Source organism: Mycobacterium sp. RTGN4 (assembly GCF_033804635.1).
GTDB lineage: Bacteria > Actinomycetota > Actinomycetes > Mycobacteriales > Mycobacteriaceae > Mycobacterium.
In genome coordinates, this window is sequence record NZ_JAPZLB010000001.1 from 26,656 (window position 1) to 41,428 (window position 14,773).

Sequence of the window (14,773 nt, forward strand, 5' to 3'; positions counted from 1 at the left end):
CGATAGACATTGCTCACACTCGTCCGGCGATTCGCGCCGGGGGGTCACAGCGGCGCGCTGATCCCGTCGCCGTCGACAACCCGACCGTTCGTCCGCAACCAAAAAACCCGCAGGTCACGTGCGCATGGAGGGTGGATGCACGCTCGGTAACGACGTTCGGCGCGCCAACGCGAAATCGTGGACAACATGCGTTGTCAAGATTATCGTGATCGGACACCCGTGGGTTGACACTCAGCGAGGACACCATGAACGCGAGCTCAAAGCCGAGCGCGAAGGCCACCATTCGATCGACGGTGGGCACGGACGGTGAAACCGCCGACCCCCTCGGCCCCGATTCGCTGACTTGGAAGTACTTCGGCGACCTGCGCACGGGCATGCTGGGGGTCTGGATCGGTGCGATCCAGAACATGCACCCCGAGCTCGGAGCCGGCGTGGAGGACCACTCGATCCTGCTGCGCGAGCCACTTCAGCGCGTCGCCAGATCCGTGTTCCCGATCATGGGCGTGGTGTACGACGGCGACCGCGCCGCACAGACGGGTGCCCAGATCAGGGGCTATCACGAGACCATCAAGGGTGTCGACGCGGAAGGGCGGCGCTATCACGCGCTCAATCCGGAGACGTTCTACTGGGCGCACGCCACCTTCTTCATGTTGATCCTCAAGACCGCCGAGTACTTCTGCGGCGGGCTGACCGAGGCCGAGAAGCGCCAACTGTTCGACGAACACGTGCAGTGGTACCGGATGTACGGCATGAGCATGCGGCCCGTACCCGAGACGTGGGACGACTTCTGCGAGTACTGGGAGCGCACCTGCCGCGAGGAATTGGAGCTCAACCAGGCCACCCTCGACATCTTCACGATCCGCATCCCGAAACCCTGGTTCGTGTTGATGCCGACCCCGATATGGGATCAGCTCTTCAAGCCGCTGGTCGCCGGACAGCGCTGGCTTGCGGCGGGGCTTTTCGACCCAGCCGTACGCGAGAAGGCCGGCATGCACTGGACACCGAGCGACGAGGTGATCCTGCGGCTGTTCGGCAAGTTCGTCGAAGTGGCCTTCCTCGCCGTACCCGACGAGATCCGCCTGCACCCCCGCGCCTTGGCGGCCTACAAGCGCGCGGCCGGCCGGATCCCCGCAGACGCGCCCCTGGTGGAAGCGCCGTCGTTCACTGCGCCGCCCCGCGAGCGCTGGGAGCTTCCCATGCATTACATTCCTCGACACAAGTCCCTGGTGGAACGCGCTGGCTCACTCGTCCACACCACCTTCTCCCTCGCCGGTCTACGCCCAGCGCGCGGTCGGCAAAAGCCTGGAAAGGCAGCCTGAACTACATGCTCGAATGGTCAGACGTCGACCTTGCCGTGCGCGATGCCGTCCGCGCCTTCGTGGACAAGGAGATCCGGCCGCACGTCGATGAACTCGAGAGCGGCGAGATGGCGCCGTATCCCATCATTCGAAAGTTGTTCTCGTCGTTCGGCATCGACGTGATGGCCAAGGAATCGTTGGAGAAACGACTGGCCAAGATGCGCGACGGAACCGAGTCGCGCGGTGCACGAGCTGGCGGCATGTTGGGCGGCGGAAGCGAACAGGCCGGCATGGGCTTCGTTGTGGTGAGCGAACTCTGCCGAGTCAGCATGGGCGTGGTCACGGGGATGGGTGTCAGCCTCGGGCTCACCGTTCCGACCATCGCCTCGCGCGGCACACTGGCCCAGCAGGAACGCTGGTTGCCCGGTTTGGTCACCTACGAGAAGGTCGGCGCGTGGGCCATCACCGAGCCGGATTCGGGGTCGGATGCCTTCGGTGGCATGAAGTCCTATGTCGTGCGCGATGGCGACGACTACGTGCTCAACGGCCAGAAGACGTTCATCACGAACGGCCCCGACGCCGACGTGGTCGTCGTCTACGCCAAGCTGGACGAGGGCGACAGCGGCGGGCGGGAGCGAAGCGACCGGGGGGTTGGCCCAGCCGACAAGCGCAACCGCAAGGTGCTTACGTTCGTACTCGACAGTGGCATGGACGGGTTCGTTCAATCGAAGCCGTTCCGCAAGATGGGCATTCACAGCTCCCGCACCGGTGAGTTGTTCTTCGACAACGTGCGCCTCGGCCGCGACCGGCTGCTTGGCGAGACCGAGGACGGCGCCGGCGATGGCCGTGACAGCGCGCGATCGAACTTCTCCGCCGAGCGGATCGGCGTCGTGTCGATGGCGCTCGGCGTCATCGAGGAGTGCCTGCGCCTATGCACCGACTACGCGAAGTCCCGCAGTCTGTGGGGCCAAGAGATCGGTCAGTTCCAACTCATTCAATTGAAGTTGGCGAACATGGCAGTGGCCCGAATGAACGTCCGCAACATGCTGTTTCGGGTCATCGAAGCGGCGCAGAGCGGCACCGATATCTCATTGCCTGAGGCGTCGGCAATGAAGTGGTACAGCAGCCAGGCTGCCACCGACGTCGCAATGGAGGCCGTGCAGCTGTTCGGCGGCAACGGTTACATGACCGAGTACCGGGTGGAGCAATTGGCCAGGGACGCCAAGTCGTTGATGATCTATGCGGGCAGCAACGAGGTCCAGATCACCCATGTAGCCAGAGGCCTGCTCAGCGACTAGCGGTCCTCGAGAATGAAGTCCGAGGCCCGCGCCGCCATGGCCATCACGGGCCCATTTAGGTTGCCTGCCAACATGATCGGCATTGATGAACAGTCCACGACCCGCAGGCCGTCCACTCCCCTGACCCTCAGCCGGTCGTCGACGACGTCGTCGTCGCTGGGGCCCATCGCGCAACTACCGACCGCGTGATAGCCGGTGTAGCCGTCGTCGAGTGCGGTGTCGATCAATTCCTCGTCGCTCTGGATCCCTGGGCCAGGTGATATCTCGTGGTCGATGCGGTCAGCGATCGGAGACTGCGCGAATAGTTCGCGCGCCCTGCGCATTAGATCGGCGGTCACGGTGCGGTCGTAGTCGCTGGTGAGATAGTTGGGTTCGATGCGGGGTGGCGCGGCAGGATCTGCCGAGGTTATCGTCACGCTGCCCTCCGAGGTCGGACGCAGCGCGAAGCCGAGACACGACACCCCTGGCTCCCGCTCGATCGACATGGGCTCACCGACCTGATATTTGGGGATCGTGAAGGGCCCGAGCAGCAATTGCCCATCCACGCGTTCGACGTTCGGATCCGATTTCAGAAAGGCCAGCACCTCGAACGTCGGAGTCGCCAGCGTGCCCTTCCTCGTCGCCAGGTAGCGTGCCGCCGCGGCGGCCTGGCCGCGGCTCGACGACAGCTGACGGTTGTAACCCAGGTTCTCCTTCAGCCTGAATCGCAGTGCAAAGCAACGGTGTTCGTGCACCCGCCGCCCAACGTGCTCACGGTCGACGACGACGGGAACGCCCACCTCCTCGAGTACCTCGCGGGGTCCGATGCCGGACAGTTGCAGCAACTGCGGGCTACCCAGACTGCCGAGTGCACAGATGATCTCGCGATCCGCGCGGAACTCGGCATTGGCACCGTCGGCCGTCTTCACGTGGATGCCGACGGCGCGCTCGTTTTCGACGATGATGCGCTGAACGGTGGTATGCGTGACCACGTCCAGGTTGTCCCGACGCTTCGCGGGCTTCAAGAAGGCGTCGGCGGCGCTGACCCGGCGACCATTCCGGATGGTCGCGGTGGCGAATCCGATGCGAGGGTCATCGGATTCATTGATGTCCTGGAGCTCGCGCAGCCCCGCACTCGCGCCGGCACCGATGATCTCCCGGCACAACGGGTCGGGCCCACGTCCTACCGAGACGTGCAGGGGTCCGCCGGCACCCCGCGTCGGTGAAGGGCCGAATTCGTTGTCCTCGAACGACTTGAAGATCGGCAGGATGTCGTTCCAGCCCCAGCCCTTGTTCCCAAGGCGCTCCAACTCGTCGTAGTCGGCCCGGTTGCCACGGTTGTAGACCATGCCGTTGATGGAACTCGACCCGCCGAGGACCTTGCCCCTCGTCCAGAACTCCGACCGCTGGTTGGGTCCGAACGGGGTGGTCTGGTACCGCCATGCGTACTTGTCGTTGTCCATCAACAGCCCACCGCCCTTGGGCACGTGGAACATCGGGTGACGGTCCGGGCCGCCCGCCTCGACGAGGAGCACCTTGTTGCGCGGATCGGCCGACAGCCTGTTCGCCAGCACGCACCCTGCTGAACCGGCACCGGCGATGATGTAGTCGTAGCGAGTCATCGGTGGTACCCCGGTTTCGGCTCGGTCGGATGGACATTACAAATAGCGTCCATACTGTAGCGCCGAACGATACTCCGCTAGGTGCCGCTTTGCGCAAGCGCACTTTGGTAGAGACAGATGGCCGCAGCCGTGGCGATGTTGAGACTTTCGGCGCTGCCGCGCATCGGGATCGCCACCCTGGCATCGGCCAGCGCGGCGACGGCCGGGGCCAGGCCATGGGCTTCGGAGCCGAACAACCACGCCGTCGGCGCAATCAGTTCCATTCCGTCCAAGGACTGTTCGCCATCGAGGGTCGTCGCCAACGTACGGAGGCCGGCCTGGCTCAGTGCCGCCATCAATTCTTCGACGTCGGGCGCTTCGAGCACCGGGACCGCAAAGATGCTTCCGGCCGAAGCGCGCAGGCACTTGCCGTTGTACGGGTCGACACTGTCCCCCGCCAGCACGACCGCGTCCGCACCCATTGCGTCGGCGATGCGGATCAGGGTTCCTGCGTTGCCGGGTTCCGAGGTCTCGACCGCGACGAGCAAGAGCCGCGGTGCCGCGCCAAGCACGTCAGGCAGTGCGACCTCGGGGATGGAGCACACCGCGACGAGTCCGACAGGAGTAACGGTGTCGGACAGGGCCTTGGCAGCCTTGTCGGTGACCACGTGGACGGCCAACCCGTCGAGCAGGTCGGCGAATCGGTCGCGGGCGGATTCCGTGACGAGCACGTCCAACACCAAACCGCGCCGCGACGCTGCCTCGACGAGGTTCGGTCCCTCGGCAAGGAAGCGTGCGGCGCGGCGACGTCCTGCGGTGCGGTGCAACTTGAGCGCGGCCGCTACGCGGTCCGAGCGTTCAGTGAGTGCAGCGGTGCCGATTCCCCGGTCGCTTCGCTCTTGCCCTCCGGAGGAGCTCAGGCTGCCTCTCCGGCCGGGGCATTGACGTCAGCGGGCAGAGCGGCCTTGGCCACCTCGACCAACGCGGTGAACGCGGTCGGGTCGCTGACGGCGATCTCGGCCAGGTTCTTGCGGTCCACCTCGACACCTGCTGCCTTCAACCCCTGGATCAGCCGGTTGTAGGTGATGCCGTTCGCGCGGCCGGCCGCGTTGATCCTGGAGATCCACAGCTTGCGGAAATCACCCTTACGCGCCTTCCGGTCACGGTAGGCGTAGGACAACGAATGCAGCTGCTGCTCTTTGGCTTTGCGGTAAAGCCGGGAGCGCTGTCCCCGGTAGCCCTTGGAGGCCTTGAGGATGGTGCGCCGCTTCTTTTGGGCGTTTAGTGCGCGCTTCACGCGTGCCATTGGAGGTTCCTATTCTCGTGCGGACTATGGGGCTACGGCCTGCCAGGAGCAGGCTCAGCCGTTCAGCATCTTCTTCACGCGGGTCACGTCGTTCGCGGCGACCGTGGTGCGACCGTCGAGCCGACGGGTGCGCTTGCTCGCCTTGTGCTCGAGCAGGTGTCGTCGGCCGGCCTTCTCCCGCACGACCTTTCCGGTGCCGGTCTTCCGGAAGCGCTTCGACGCTCCGCTGTGAGTCTTGGCCTTGGGCATGTTGTCCTCAGTTTCTAAATGTTGGTCAGGTCGTCGGCGGATCTTGAGCCACCGCGGGTTCCGCCGCCTCTGCCGGCTCGGCAGGCGCGGCGCTCGCGCGCTGTGCAGCAGGCGCGTCGGCGTCGTGCGCCGCCTTGGCGCGAGTCTTCGCGCCGCGGTGCGGGGCCAGCACCATCGTCATGTTGCGGCCGTCCTGCTTGGCGGACGTCTCGACGTAGCCGTAGTCGGCAACGTCGGCGCCCAGCCGCTGCAAGAGTCGGTAACCCAGTTCGGGCCGCGACTGTTCGCGTCCGCGGAACATGATCGTCACCTTGACCTTGGACCCTGCTTCGAGGAAGCGGACTACGTGACCCTTCTTGGTCAGGTAGTCGTGGTCGTCGATCTTGGGGCGCAGTTTCTGTTCCTTGACGACGGTCTGCTGCTGGTTCTTGCGAGACTCGCGCTCCTTGAGTGCCGTCTCGTACTTGAACTTGCCGTAGTCCATGATCTTGCAGACCGGGGGCTTGGCGGCTGGTGCAACTTCGACGAGGTCGAGATCGGCATCCGCGGCGACGCGGAGTGCATCTTCGATGCGCACGATGCCGACCTGTTCACCGTTGGGTCCGATGAGCCGGACCTCGGGTACGCGGATGCGCTCGTTGATGCGGGTCTCAGTGCTGATGGGGCCTCCTATGTCGTTGGCGGGGCCCACGCCATCAGCACCCTGTTCATGAGAACAGAGCGGCCCTGCATGATGCAGGGCCCAATGCCGACCGATCACGGCTGTCGCCGCCTGCGAAGAAACGCAGAACAGGCACCGTCAGGTACCCGTGACCGGACCGTTTAGCCTTCGAGACGGATCACGTGGCCAACGGTGGGAGTGGGACTCCACTTGCTGTCCTGGCGTATGCCGGGACGGTCGCGCGTGCCAGTCTAGCAGGCATGACCGATCCCCTTAACATCCGCGAACTGGCCGAGATTCCTGCCGTCGAGGTCATCACGCGCTCGGCCGTCATGCTGATGAGCGCAGCCGCGGAGAAACTTGGGCTATCCGCGCCGGAACCCGACGATAGCCCGCACCTGGACCTCGACGAAGCGCGCAGGCTCATCACAGCACTCGCGGGCCTTGTGACGGCGTCCGCGGAATATCTGGGTCCGCATGCGGGTCCGGTCCGCGACGGACTGAAGAGTCTGCAATTGGCCTTCCGCGAGGCCAGCGTCGCGCCCGACGAGCCAGGGCACGGTCCTGGCGAGAAATACACCGGACCGGTCTGGTAGCCGGCGGCCCGCTCAGCACCCGAGTCAGGAGTTACACCTATTTCCAAGCCAGAGCGAATATCCTCGCGCCCTATGACCCTGACCGCGCTCAACAGGCATAAGCAGCGGCGCTCGACGTTCTGGTGGGTACCCGCGGCGGCCGGCTGGATCGTCGGGATCATCGCGACGCTGTCCCTGATTGCCAGCGTGTCCCCGCTCATCCGCGCGATCATCAAGGTGCCGCGGGAGTTCGTCAACGACTACGTCTTCAACTTCCCCGATACCAGCTTCGCGTGGGCGTTCGTGTTGGCCCTACTCGCTGCGGCGCTCGCTGCCCGCAAACGGATCGCGTGGTGGATCCTGCTGCTGTACATGGTCGCCGCGATCGTGTGGAACGCCGGCGACCTGATCATTGGCGGCAACACCTGGCTTCAGGAAACCGGCGAATGGATCGGCCTCGGCTTCCACCTCGCCGCGATCGGCTCCCTCGTGCTGGCACGCAAGCAGTTCTGGGCGAAAGTGCGCCGAGGTGCACTGTTCAAGTCGGCCGCGACGCTGGTCGCGGGGATGGCCATCGGCATCCTGCTCGCGTGGGGGCTGCTCGAGTTGATGCCCGGCACGCTCCAGCGGCCGTATCGGCTCGGCTACGCGATCAACCGGGTCAGCGGATTCGCCGCCGTCAGTTCCGACAATTTCGTCGGGCACCCTCATGTGTTCCTCAACGCCTTGTTCGGCCTGTTCGGAGCACTGGCGCTGATGGTGGCCGCCGTCGTGCTGTTCCAATCCCAACATGCTGACAACGCCCTCACGGGAGAGGACGAATCAGCGATCCGCGGGCTCCTCGAACTGTTCGGAAAGAACGACTCGCTGGGCTATTTCGCCACCCGCCGCGACAAGGCGGTGGTGTTCGCACCAAACGGCCGCGCCGCCATCACCTACCGCGTCGAAGTCGGGGTCTGCCTGGCCAGCGGCGACCCGATCGGCGACCCGCGGGCCTGGCCCGCTGCCATCGCCGCCTGGCTCGAACTCTGCGAGACGTACGGCTGGGCGCCCGGCGTAATGGGTGCGAGTTCGGCAGGGGCGCAAGCCTTCCGCGAGGCCGGACTCAACGCGCTCGAACTCGGCGACGAGGCCATTCTTCACCCGGACACCTACAAGCTGTCCGGACCCGACATGAAGCCCGTGCGCCAAGCGGTGACGCGGGCCCGCCGGGCCGGTCTGACGGTTCGCATCCGCCGCCACCGTGACCTGGTCCCAGAAGAACTCAGCGAGGTGACCAAACGCGCTGACACGTGGCGTGACACCGAGACCGAACGCGGGTTCTCGATGGCCCTTGGACGGCTCGGTGATCCGGCCGACAGCGACTGCTTGTTGGTCGAGGCGGTGAAGGGTGAGTCCGGCGGGCAGGAGCGAAGCGACGGGGGAATCGATGGAGAAGTCGTGGCGATGTTGTCGTTGGTGCCGTGGGGCACCAACGGTGTCTCGCTGGACCTGATGCGTCGCTCGCCCCAGTCCCCCAACGGAACCATCGAGTTGATGGTCAGTGAACTGTGCCTGCAATCCGAAGGCATTGGCATCACGCGCATCTCGCTGAACTTCGCGATGTTCCGGTCGGCCTTCGAGGAAGGCGCGCAACTCGGCGCGGGCCCGGTCGCCCGATTGTGGCGGGGCCTGCTCGTGTTCTTCTCGCGATGGTGGCAGCTGGAAACGCTGTACCGATCGAACATGAAGTACCAACCGGAGTGGGTGCCCCGCTACGCCTGCTACGAGGACGCCCGGCTCATCCCGCGGGTCGGCATCGCCTCGGTGATCGCGGAGGGCTTCCTGGTGCTGCCCTTCAGCAAGCGCTCCGAACAACACACCGGCCACCACATCGCCGCCCCGAAGACATTGGTCGACTCCGGGCGCCTGCAGCACGACGGCAGCGCCCCCGACCTGACCGGGCTACGGGTCGATGCCGCCGACGAGCCGGGTCCGTCGCGGCTACCCGAACAGGTCCGAGTCCGCATGGCCAAGCTGAAGACCTTGCAGGCCAACGGCATCGACGCGTATCCCGTGGGCCGGGCCCCCAGCCACACCATCGCGCAGGCGGTGGACACAAACGACGTCACCGTCAGCGTCTCTGGACGCGTACTGCGCATGCGTGACTACGGCTCGGTGCTGTTCGCGCAACTGCGGGACTGGTCCGGCGAGGTGCAGTTGCTCTTCGACAACTCCCGACTGATCGAAGGCCAAACGGCGGACTTCACCAACGCCACCGACCTCGGTGACCTGATCGAGGTCACCGGCACGATGGGGGCCAGCAAGTCGGGCACGCGGTCATTGCTGGTGGACCGTTGGCGAATGATCGGCAAGTGCCTGCGGCCACTGCCCGACAAGTGGAAGGGGCTGACCGATCCCGAGGCTCGGGTACGCACCCGATACGTCGATCTGGCCATCAACACCGAAGCCCGCGACCTGATCACCGCGCGCAGCAGAATCCTTCATTCCATCCGGGAGACGTTGGTCGCCAAGGACTTCCTCGAGGTGGAGACGCCGATTCTGCAGCAGATCCACGGCGGCGCCAACGCGCGACCATTCATGACGCACATCAACGCCTACGACCTCGATCTGTACCTGCGGATCGCCCCGGAGCTGTACCTCAAGCGGTTGTGTGTCGGTGGTGTGGAGCGGGTCTTCGAGCTCGGCCGCGCGTTCCGCAACGAGGGGGTCGACTTCAGCCACAACCCCGAGTTCACGCTGCTGGAGGCCTACCAGGCGCACGCCGACTACAACGTGTGGATCGACGGGTGTCGGGAACTCATCCAGAACGCCGCACAGGCCGCCAACGGCAGCCAGGTCGTGATGCGGCCCGGCGCGACCGAGGGCACGCTGCAAGCGGTCGACATCTCAGGCGAATGGCCGGTCAAGACGGTGCACGGGGCGGTATCGGAGGCGCTCGGCGAACAGGTCGACACGGACACCACGTTGGACCGGCTACGCGGGCTGTGCGACGGGGCCGGAGTCCCATACCTGCTGCACTGGGATGCGGGCGCAGTCGTACTGGAGTTGTACGAGCACCTCGTCGAAGGGCAGACCGAACGACCCACCTTCTACAAGGACTTCCCCACGTCGGTGTCGCCGCTGACCCGGCCTCACCGCAGTCTGCCCGGGGTCGCCGAGCGTTGGGACCTCGTCGCGTGGGGTGTCGAACTCGGTACCGCCTACAGCGAGCTGACCGACCCGGTGGAGCAACGCCGTCGATTGGAGGAGCAGTCGCTGCTCGCCTCGGGCGGTGATCCGGAGGCGATGGAACTCGACGAGGACTTCCTCCAGGCGATGGAGTACGCGATGCCGCCAACGGGTGGGCTCGGTGTTGGCGTGGACCGCGTGGTCATGCTGATAACCGGACGCAGCATCCGCGAGACGCTGCCGTTCCCGATGGCGAAGCCACGCTAGCGCGGCTTCGCCGCGCGATGTTCGCGCGGCACTCGAATCCGTGGAGCGCATGGACCCGTTGGGCGAGCACTCCTTTGGTTCTGGTGCCCGTCTGGACCCGGCGATGGAGTCACGCCGCACTGGTGGCCGCGTGGCTGGCAATCAACCCGGTGGTGTTTGGAAAGCCGGCCGATGACCGAGCGTGGGCGACTCGCGCGATGCTCGGCGAGGAACAGTGGATCGTCGATCGCCCGCGCGACGCGTCGACGGTGCTCAGCGTCGTCACCTCGCTGGCCGCCGGGATTGCGATCATCGCCGCACGACGCCACCGCGTGCGCACCGCAATCGTCGCAACTGCCGTTCAGATGGCACTGACCCTCGTCTACTGGGCGTTGATGGTGCGCTATTTCGACCGCCGCCGAATCCTCACAGTTGATCCCCAGGATTCGCGTCCACGATGATCTCGTGACGATCGTGTTAACCGCAGCGGGAGATTTTCGCCAACAACATCTTTCGCTCATGCACGGCTGGCTGCCCCTGACCATCCAGGTGGTGGCGGCCGCGGCACTGGTCGCGGCGATCGGCTGGCGTACGCGGACCTGGCGCAGGCGCTGGCTACCTGTGGCAATCGTCTTCGGCGGAGTGCTGGCAGCCGCTGCGTACTGGTACGTCTCGACGGAAGGGCTCGCGAGCGATCCTGCTCCGAATCTGCTGTGGATTTGGATCACGGTTACCGGCGGCGCCCTCGTCGTGCTGGTGGCGGGCTGGCGCGGGGCGCGCTGGTGGCGTCGCGGCGCAGCCGTGACCGCGGTACCACTGGCTCTGCTGTGCGCCGCTTTGGCTCTGAATCTGTGGGTCGGCTACTTCCCCACCGTGCAGACTGCGTGGAATCAACTCACCGCGGGTCCGCTACCCGATCAGACCGATCAGGCGACGGTGGTCGCGATGCAGAAAGCCCGCACGATCCCCGCGAAGGGCACCGTGGTACCCGTCGACATCGGTTCGGTTCCGTCCGGTTTCAAACACCGCGGCGAACTGGTGTACCTGCCACCCGCCTGGTATGCGTCGAATCCACCACCGCCGCTCCCGACGGTGATGATGATCGGCGGCGAATTCAACACGCCAGCCGACTGGTTGCGCGCGGGTAATGCGATCAAGACCGCAGACGACTTCGCCTCCAGCCACCGCGGCAACGCGCCGGTCCTCGTCTTCGTCGACTCGGGCGGCGCATTCAACAACGACACCGAGTGCGTCAACGGGTCACGCGGAAACGCCGCCGACCACCTCTCCGAGGACGTGCCACGCTTCATGGAGCACACCTACGGCGTCAGCGCGAACCCGGCGAAGTGGGGCATCGTCGGCTGGTCGATGGGCGGCACCTGCGCAGTCGATTTGGCCGTCATGCACCCCGGTAAGTTCAGCACCTTCGAGGACATCGCCGGAGACATCGCGCCCAACTCGGGCAACAAACAGCAGACGATCGAGCGACTGTTCGGCGGCAACGCCGCGGCCTACGCGAGCTTCGACCCCACCACGGTGATGCACCAACACGGCCCGTACGACGGCGTCTCGGGTTGGTTCGACATCAGCGGAACGGCATCGGTCACCAACTCGCCGACGATGGTCAACGCGGCCAATAAAGGCGGCAACGGAACGGGCGGCCGGGACGCCGCCGGCCACACTACTGGCCAGACGGCGGCCGCCACCTCGCTTTGTGACACGGGTGCGGCCAATGGGATCACGTGTGCGGTGGTGGCTCAGCCCGGCAAGCACGACTGGCCGTTCGCTGCGCACGCCTTCGCAGCTGCTCTACCGTGGCTGGCCGGTGAACTCGGCACGCCTGGCGTACCCGTCCAGCCGCTGCCGGCCTCGACACCGCCGGCGCCCCCAGCGCCGACCGCCGAGGCGGCTGGCCGCTAACCACCGTCAGTAGTCGGATTCGGCGGCAAGTACCTCGGCGAGGAAGGCGTCCTCGCCGGGGCGCGCGAGCCTGCCGCGTGCGAAGTCGCGGAGTCGCTGGCGCAGCTCGGCGGCCGCCGCGGAGTCGGCGACGTCAGCGCCTATGGTCACGGTCGCCGTCGGCCAATCGTGGCCCCAGGCCTGCACTTCCGTCACCGGCGCACTCGCCGCGCCGACCAGTGGCAGCCTCGCACGACCGTCTGCGCTCAGCACGCCAACTGCTGTGAAGGGGCCGGCCCGGAGCCGGACTTCGATTCCGGAAACGGGCGCGCTCGTCGCCACCCGAACCGCGGCCACAGCCGTCGACCCGGCCATTTCGATGGCCCAGTCGACCGTACGGTCTGCCGCGTCGAACATGCCAGGCGGCACCGCGGCCCAGTTCACCGATCCAACTCCCCGTGCGATCTGCTCGGTGGCGCGCGACGTCGCGTCGGACCCGGCGGCGAGCGCGTAGTCGTCGCGACGGCGGGCCGCGTCCACCACTGGCACCGCCCCCATCTCGACGCCCAGTTCGTCGGCGAGTTCGACACAGGCCGTGGCCAATTCGGCGACGCGTGGGTCTTCGCCGCGCGCGAGTTCGGCGAGTGTTGCCCGATGCGGCCGAAGCAGGTCGGCGACGTCGGAGTCGAACGTGTCGTCGCCGAAGTAGTCCTGTGCGCCCACCGTCAAGAGTGCCAACTCTCCGTCCAGCACCGCCGCGTCCAATCCGACGATCCCGTCGCGCGCACTCGCAGGCCACCACCGTCGCAGCCAGTGTCCGACCGCCAACCGACGCAACGGATCGAGCGCCGCCAGCGACGGCTCCACACCCGCGACGTCGACCGGTTGGCCATCGTGTGCCGTGCGCCCCTCCAACGCCGCCAGCAGCGCCACGTGCCCAGGCTCGCCAACCAGCCGCCAAAGCCATTCGGCGGCAGCGAAGTTCGTGAATGCGATATGCGTCGCCTCCGCACCCGCAGGATCGTCGACCGTCCACGCCAGTACGGCGCCGCTGACTTCCAGCACCGCCACCGCAGGCGCCTCGGCCACGACCGGACCTGTGGCCCACAGACCCGACTCTGTCACCAGCCTCATTGCGCCACCTCGATTTCCAGCATGGCCTTGATGCGCTGCCGATGATCCAGGCTCACCGAGCGGGCCACGCCCTCGAGGACGCCTCTGACGTCATCCACGTCGGCGCACGACTCCTGCCACACGTCGCGTCCATGCAGACGTGCCCATAATCGGATGGTGTACGGGCGCGCGAAGGCCGCAAGGTCGTCGATGACCTTACGTTGCCGGGGATGCAGCGCGGCACCATCGGCGAGGTAACGCCGGGCGTGCAGGACGTAGGCCTCCTTGCGCAGCCGGGCCTGGATCTGCCTGCCGAGGTAGTACCGTGGCACAGCCGAATCACGCAGCGGGGCAAGGTCTACCGCCATGTCGATGCCGGCCACCAGGGTCGCCTGCCTGTCCTCCGAAAGTAGCCCCCACGGAGCGCAAGACCGGTCCACTTCCTCGGCACACAACAATGGAATGTCGGGGAGCTCATCACGATCCATCGCGCGCCGGAGCGTGGCGCGCACCCGGTCGACGACGGCGCGGTCGAGCGGCCGGTCCCGATCCGAACCACCGACGACTCGCGGAGGCTGTTGCGGTGCAATGGAACTCAATCCCACCTCGACAATGGACCACGGCAGGTCGGCAAACTCGACCCGGGCGCGAGCCCCGAAGTTGTACGGCGTCGCGTCGGCGATCAGTGCCGACCAGACTCGCTGGCGGGCCATCTGCGCCGTATGACCGTCGGCGTGGCCGAGGACTGTCTCCAGTCCCGCCAGGAACGGACCCGCCATCGTGATTCCGGGGCGCACGTCGTGCCAGCTGCTCTCGAGTTGGTTGGTCAACCCGTCGATGACCTGTTCGTCGTCGACGTAGCGGTTCAGATGCTCGACGGCCGTGCGGTCCCGATCGTCGTGGAGTTCGCGGAGCACCGATTCGGCGGTGTCCCGGTCCTCGGGCGACGGCGCTCCCCTAGTGACGGCGAGTTCGAAGCACACCGGGAAGTAGAGCTCTTGGGCGTTGCCCGTCGTGATCCTGAGCCGACGCCGCTCCGCCTTGAGAAGTGCGAACCAGCTCGCAGCTGACCGCAACCGTTCTGCGTGCTCGGCGATGAGCTCGTCGAGCGCCGACGCCACCTCGGGTTCGAGCACGGGAGCCGAAAACTGCGGGTTGGATCGCAGCCGAAAAACCAAAGGATCGAGGATGCGCTTGACGGTCCGCCGCAACGGACCACCGTCGGTTCCGCTGAGCAGCTCGACCCCGGGTCCGATTGCCCGCCACGCCTGATCGATCACCGCGCGGCGGGGCTTGGCGACTGCGACAGTCGTCAGCACGTGCGGCCCCGTGTTCATCTGCCCAGAATAGGGCCAGAGAAAAGTTGGGTTCGGTAGC

13 protein-coding genes are annotated in these 14,773 nt (G+C 66.2%); 6 read left to right on the plus strand and 7 right to left on the minus strand.

From position 1 onward, the window contains the following. Positions 1–245 precede the first annotated feature (245 nt). Positions 246–1,319 (plus strand): oxygenase MpaB family protein, encoded by a 1,074-nt coding sequence (locus tag SLQ30_RS00120; RefSeq protein ID WP_319444832.1) that lies wholly within the window; start codon positions 246–248, stop codon positions 1,317–1,319. A gap of 5 nt (positions 1,320–1,324) precedes the next feature. After that, positions 1,325–2,596, plus strand: a complete 1,272-nt coding sequence (locus tag SLQ30_RS00125; RefSeq protein WP_319444833.1) for an acyl-CoA dehydrogenase family protein — start codon at positions 1,325–1,327, stop codon at positions 2,594–2,596. On the opposite strand, the gene SLQ30_RS00130 is transcribed toward SLQ30_RS00125, so the two are convergent. The 5 genes from SLQ30_RS00130 to infC form a co-directional block, all read right to left on the minus strand. Further along, on the minus strand, positions 2,593–4,197 hold the full coding sequence (locus SLQ30_RS00130; RefSeq protein WP_319444834.1) for a GMC family oxidoreductase: 1,605 nt from the start codon (positions 4,195–4,197) through the stop codon (positions 2,593–2,595). The two genes, SLQ30_RS00125 and SLQ30_RS00130, sit on opposite strands and share 4 nt — an antisense overlap. A 77-nt stretch (positions 4,198–4,274) precedes the next feature. Beyond that, positions 4,275–5,057 carry a TrmH family RNA methyltransferase gene (locus SLQ30_RS00135; RefSeq protein ID WP_413467910.1) on the minus strand — a complete coding sequence of 261 codons (783 nt, stop codon included), beginning with the start codon at positions 5,055–5,057 and terminating at the stop codon, positions 4,275–4,277. A gap of 35 nt (positions 5,058–5,092) precedes the next feature. Continuing rightward, the gene (rplT, locus tag SLQ30_RS00140) at positions 5,093–5,482 is read right to left on the minus strand and encodes a 50S ribosomal protein L20 (protein ID WP_319444836.1); all 390 of its coding nucleotides are present in this window, start codon (positions 5,480–5,482) and stop codon (positions 5,093–5,095) included. Between the two features lie 54 nt (positions 5,483–5,536). Further along, positions 5,537–5,731: a 50S ribosomal protein L35 gene (rpmI, locus tag SLQ30_RS00145; RefSeq protein ID WP_319444837.1), complete on the minus strand. Its 195-nt coding sequence runs from the start codon at positions 5,729–5,731 to the stop codon at positions 5,537–5,539. 25 nt (positions 5,732–5,756) lie between these two features. After that, on the minus strand, positions 5,757–6,392 hold the full coding sequence (infC, locus tag SLQ30_RS00150) for a translation initiation factor IF-3 (RefSeq protein WP_319445538.1): 636 nt from the start codon (positions 6,390–6,392) through the stop codon (positions 5,757–5,759). A gap of 260 nt (positions 6,393–6,652) precedes the next feature. Here infC and SLQ30_RS00155 point away from each other — a divergent pair, with 260 nt between their 5' ends. The 4 genes from SLQ30_RS00155 (at position 6,653) to SLQ30_RS00170 (ending at position 12,304) form a co-directional block, all read left to right on the plus strand. Continuing rightward, a complete protein-coding gene (locus SLQ30_RS00155; RefSeq protein ID WP_319444838.1) occupies positions 6,653–6,988 on the plus strand; it encodes a DUF1844 domain-containing protein in 336 nt (111 codons plus the stop codon). A gap of 72 nt (positions 6,989–7,060) precedes the next feature. Next, entirely contained in the window at positions 7,061–10,405 is a 3,345-nt protein-coding gene (lysX, locus tag SLQ30_RS00160; RefSeq protein ID WP_319444839.1) for a bifunctional lysylphosphatidylglycerol synthetase/lysine--tRNA ligase LysX, read from the plus strand. A 17-nt stretch (positions 10,406–10,422) separates the two neighbouring features. Continuing rightward, positions 10,423–10,845, plus strand: a complete 423-nt coding sequence (locus SLQ30_RS00165; RefSeq protein WP_319444840.1) for a DUF6653 family protein — start codon at positions 10,423–10,425, stop codon at positions 10,843–10,845. A 58-nt stretch (positions 10,846–10,903) separates the two neighbouring features. Next, the gene (locus SLQ30_RS00170) at positions 10,904–12,304 is read left to right on the plus strand and encodes an alpha/beta hydrolase (protein WP_319445539.1); all 1,401 of its coding nucleotides are present in this window, start codon (positions 10,904–10,906) and stop codon (positions 12,302–12,304) included. Between the two features lie 6 nt (positions 12,305–12,310). Here the strand turns inward: SLQ30_RS00170 and SLQ30_RS00175 are convergent, their stop codons facing one another. Next, positions 12,311–13,417 carry a hypothetical protein gene (locus SLQ30_RS00175; protein ID WP_319444841.1) on the minus strand — a complete coding sequence of 369 codons (1,107 nt, stop codon included), beginning with the start codon at positions 13,415–13,417 and terminating at the stop codon, positions 12,311–12,313. Next, on the minus strand, positions 13,414–14,733 hold the full coding sequence (locus SLQ30_RS00180; RefSeq protein WP_319444842.1) for a hypothetical protein: 1,320 nt from the start codon (positions 14,731–14,733) through the stop codon (positions 13,414–13,416). Before SLQ30_RS00180 ends, SLQ30_RS00175 begins: the two co-directional genes overlap by 4 nt. Positions 14,734–14,773: the final 40 nt, after the last annotated feature.

Excerpts from the sequence above, each read along its gene's own strand:
- SLQ30_RS00180 (WP_319444842.1), bottom strand. The coding sequence starts at position 14,733 with ATGAACACGGGGCCGCACGTGCTGACGACTGTCGCAGTCGCCAAGCCC.
- SLQ30_RS00155 (WP_319444838.1), top strand. The coding sequence starts at position 6,653 with ATGACCGATCCCCTTAACATCCGCGAACTGGCCGAGATTCCTGCCGTC.
- SLQ30_RS00130 (WP_319444834.1), bottom strand. The coding sequence starts at position 4,197 with ATGACTCGCTACGACTACATCATCGCCGGTGCCGGTTCAGCAGGGTGC.
- SLQ30_RS00165 (WP_319444840.1), top strand. The coding sequence starts at position 10,423 with ATGTTCGCGCGGCACTCGAATCCGTGGAGCGCATGGACCCGTTGGGCG.
- SLQ30_RS00125 (WP_319444833.1), top strand. The coding sequence starts at position 1,325 with ATGCTCGAATGGTCAGACGTCGACCTTGCCGTGCGCGATGCCGTCCGC.
- SLQ30_RS00170 (WP_319445539.1), top strand. The coding sequence starts at position 10,904 with ATGCACGGCTGGCTGCCCCTGACCATCCAGGTGGTGGCGGCCGCGGCA.
- rpmI (WP_319444837.1), bottom strand. The coding sequence starts at position 5,731 with ATGCCCAAGGCCAAGACTCACAGCGGAGCGTCGAAGCGCTTCCGGAAG.
- SLQ30_RS00120 (WP_319444832.1), top strand. The coding sequence starts at position 246 with ATGAACGCGAGCTCAAAGCCGAGCGCGAAGGCCACCATTCGATCGACG.
- rplT (WP_319444836.1), bottom strand. The coding sequence starts at position 5,482 with ATGGCACGCGTGAAGCGCGCACTAAACGCCCAAAAGAAGCGGCGCACC.
- lysX (WP_319444839.1), top strand. The coding sequence starts at position 7,061 with ATGACCCTGACCGCGCTCAACAGGCATAAGCAGCGGCGCTCGACGTTC.
- SLQ30_RS00175 (WP_319444841.1), bottom strand. The coding sequence starts at position 13,417 with ATGAGGCTGGTGACAGAGTCGGGTCTGTGGGCCACAGGTCCGGTCGTG.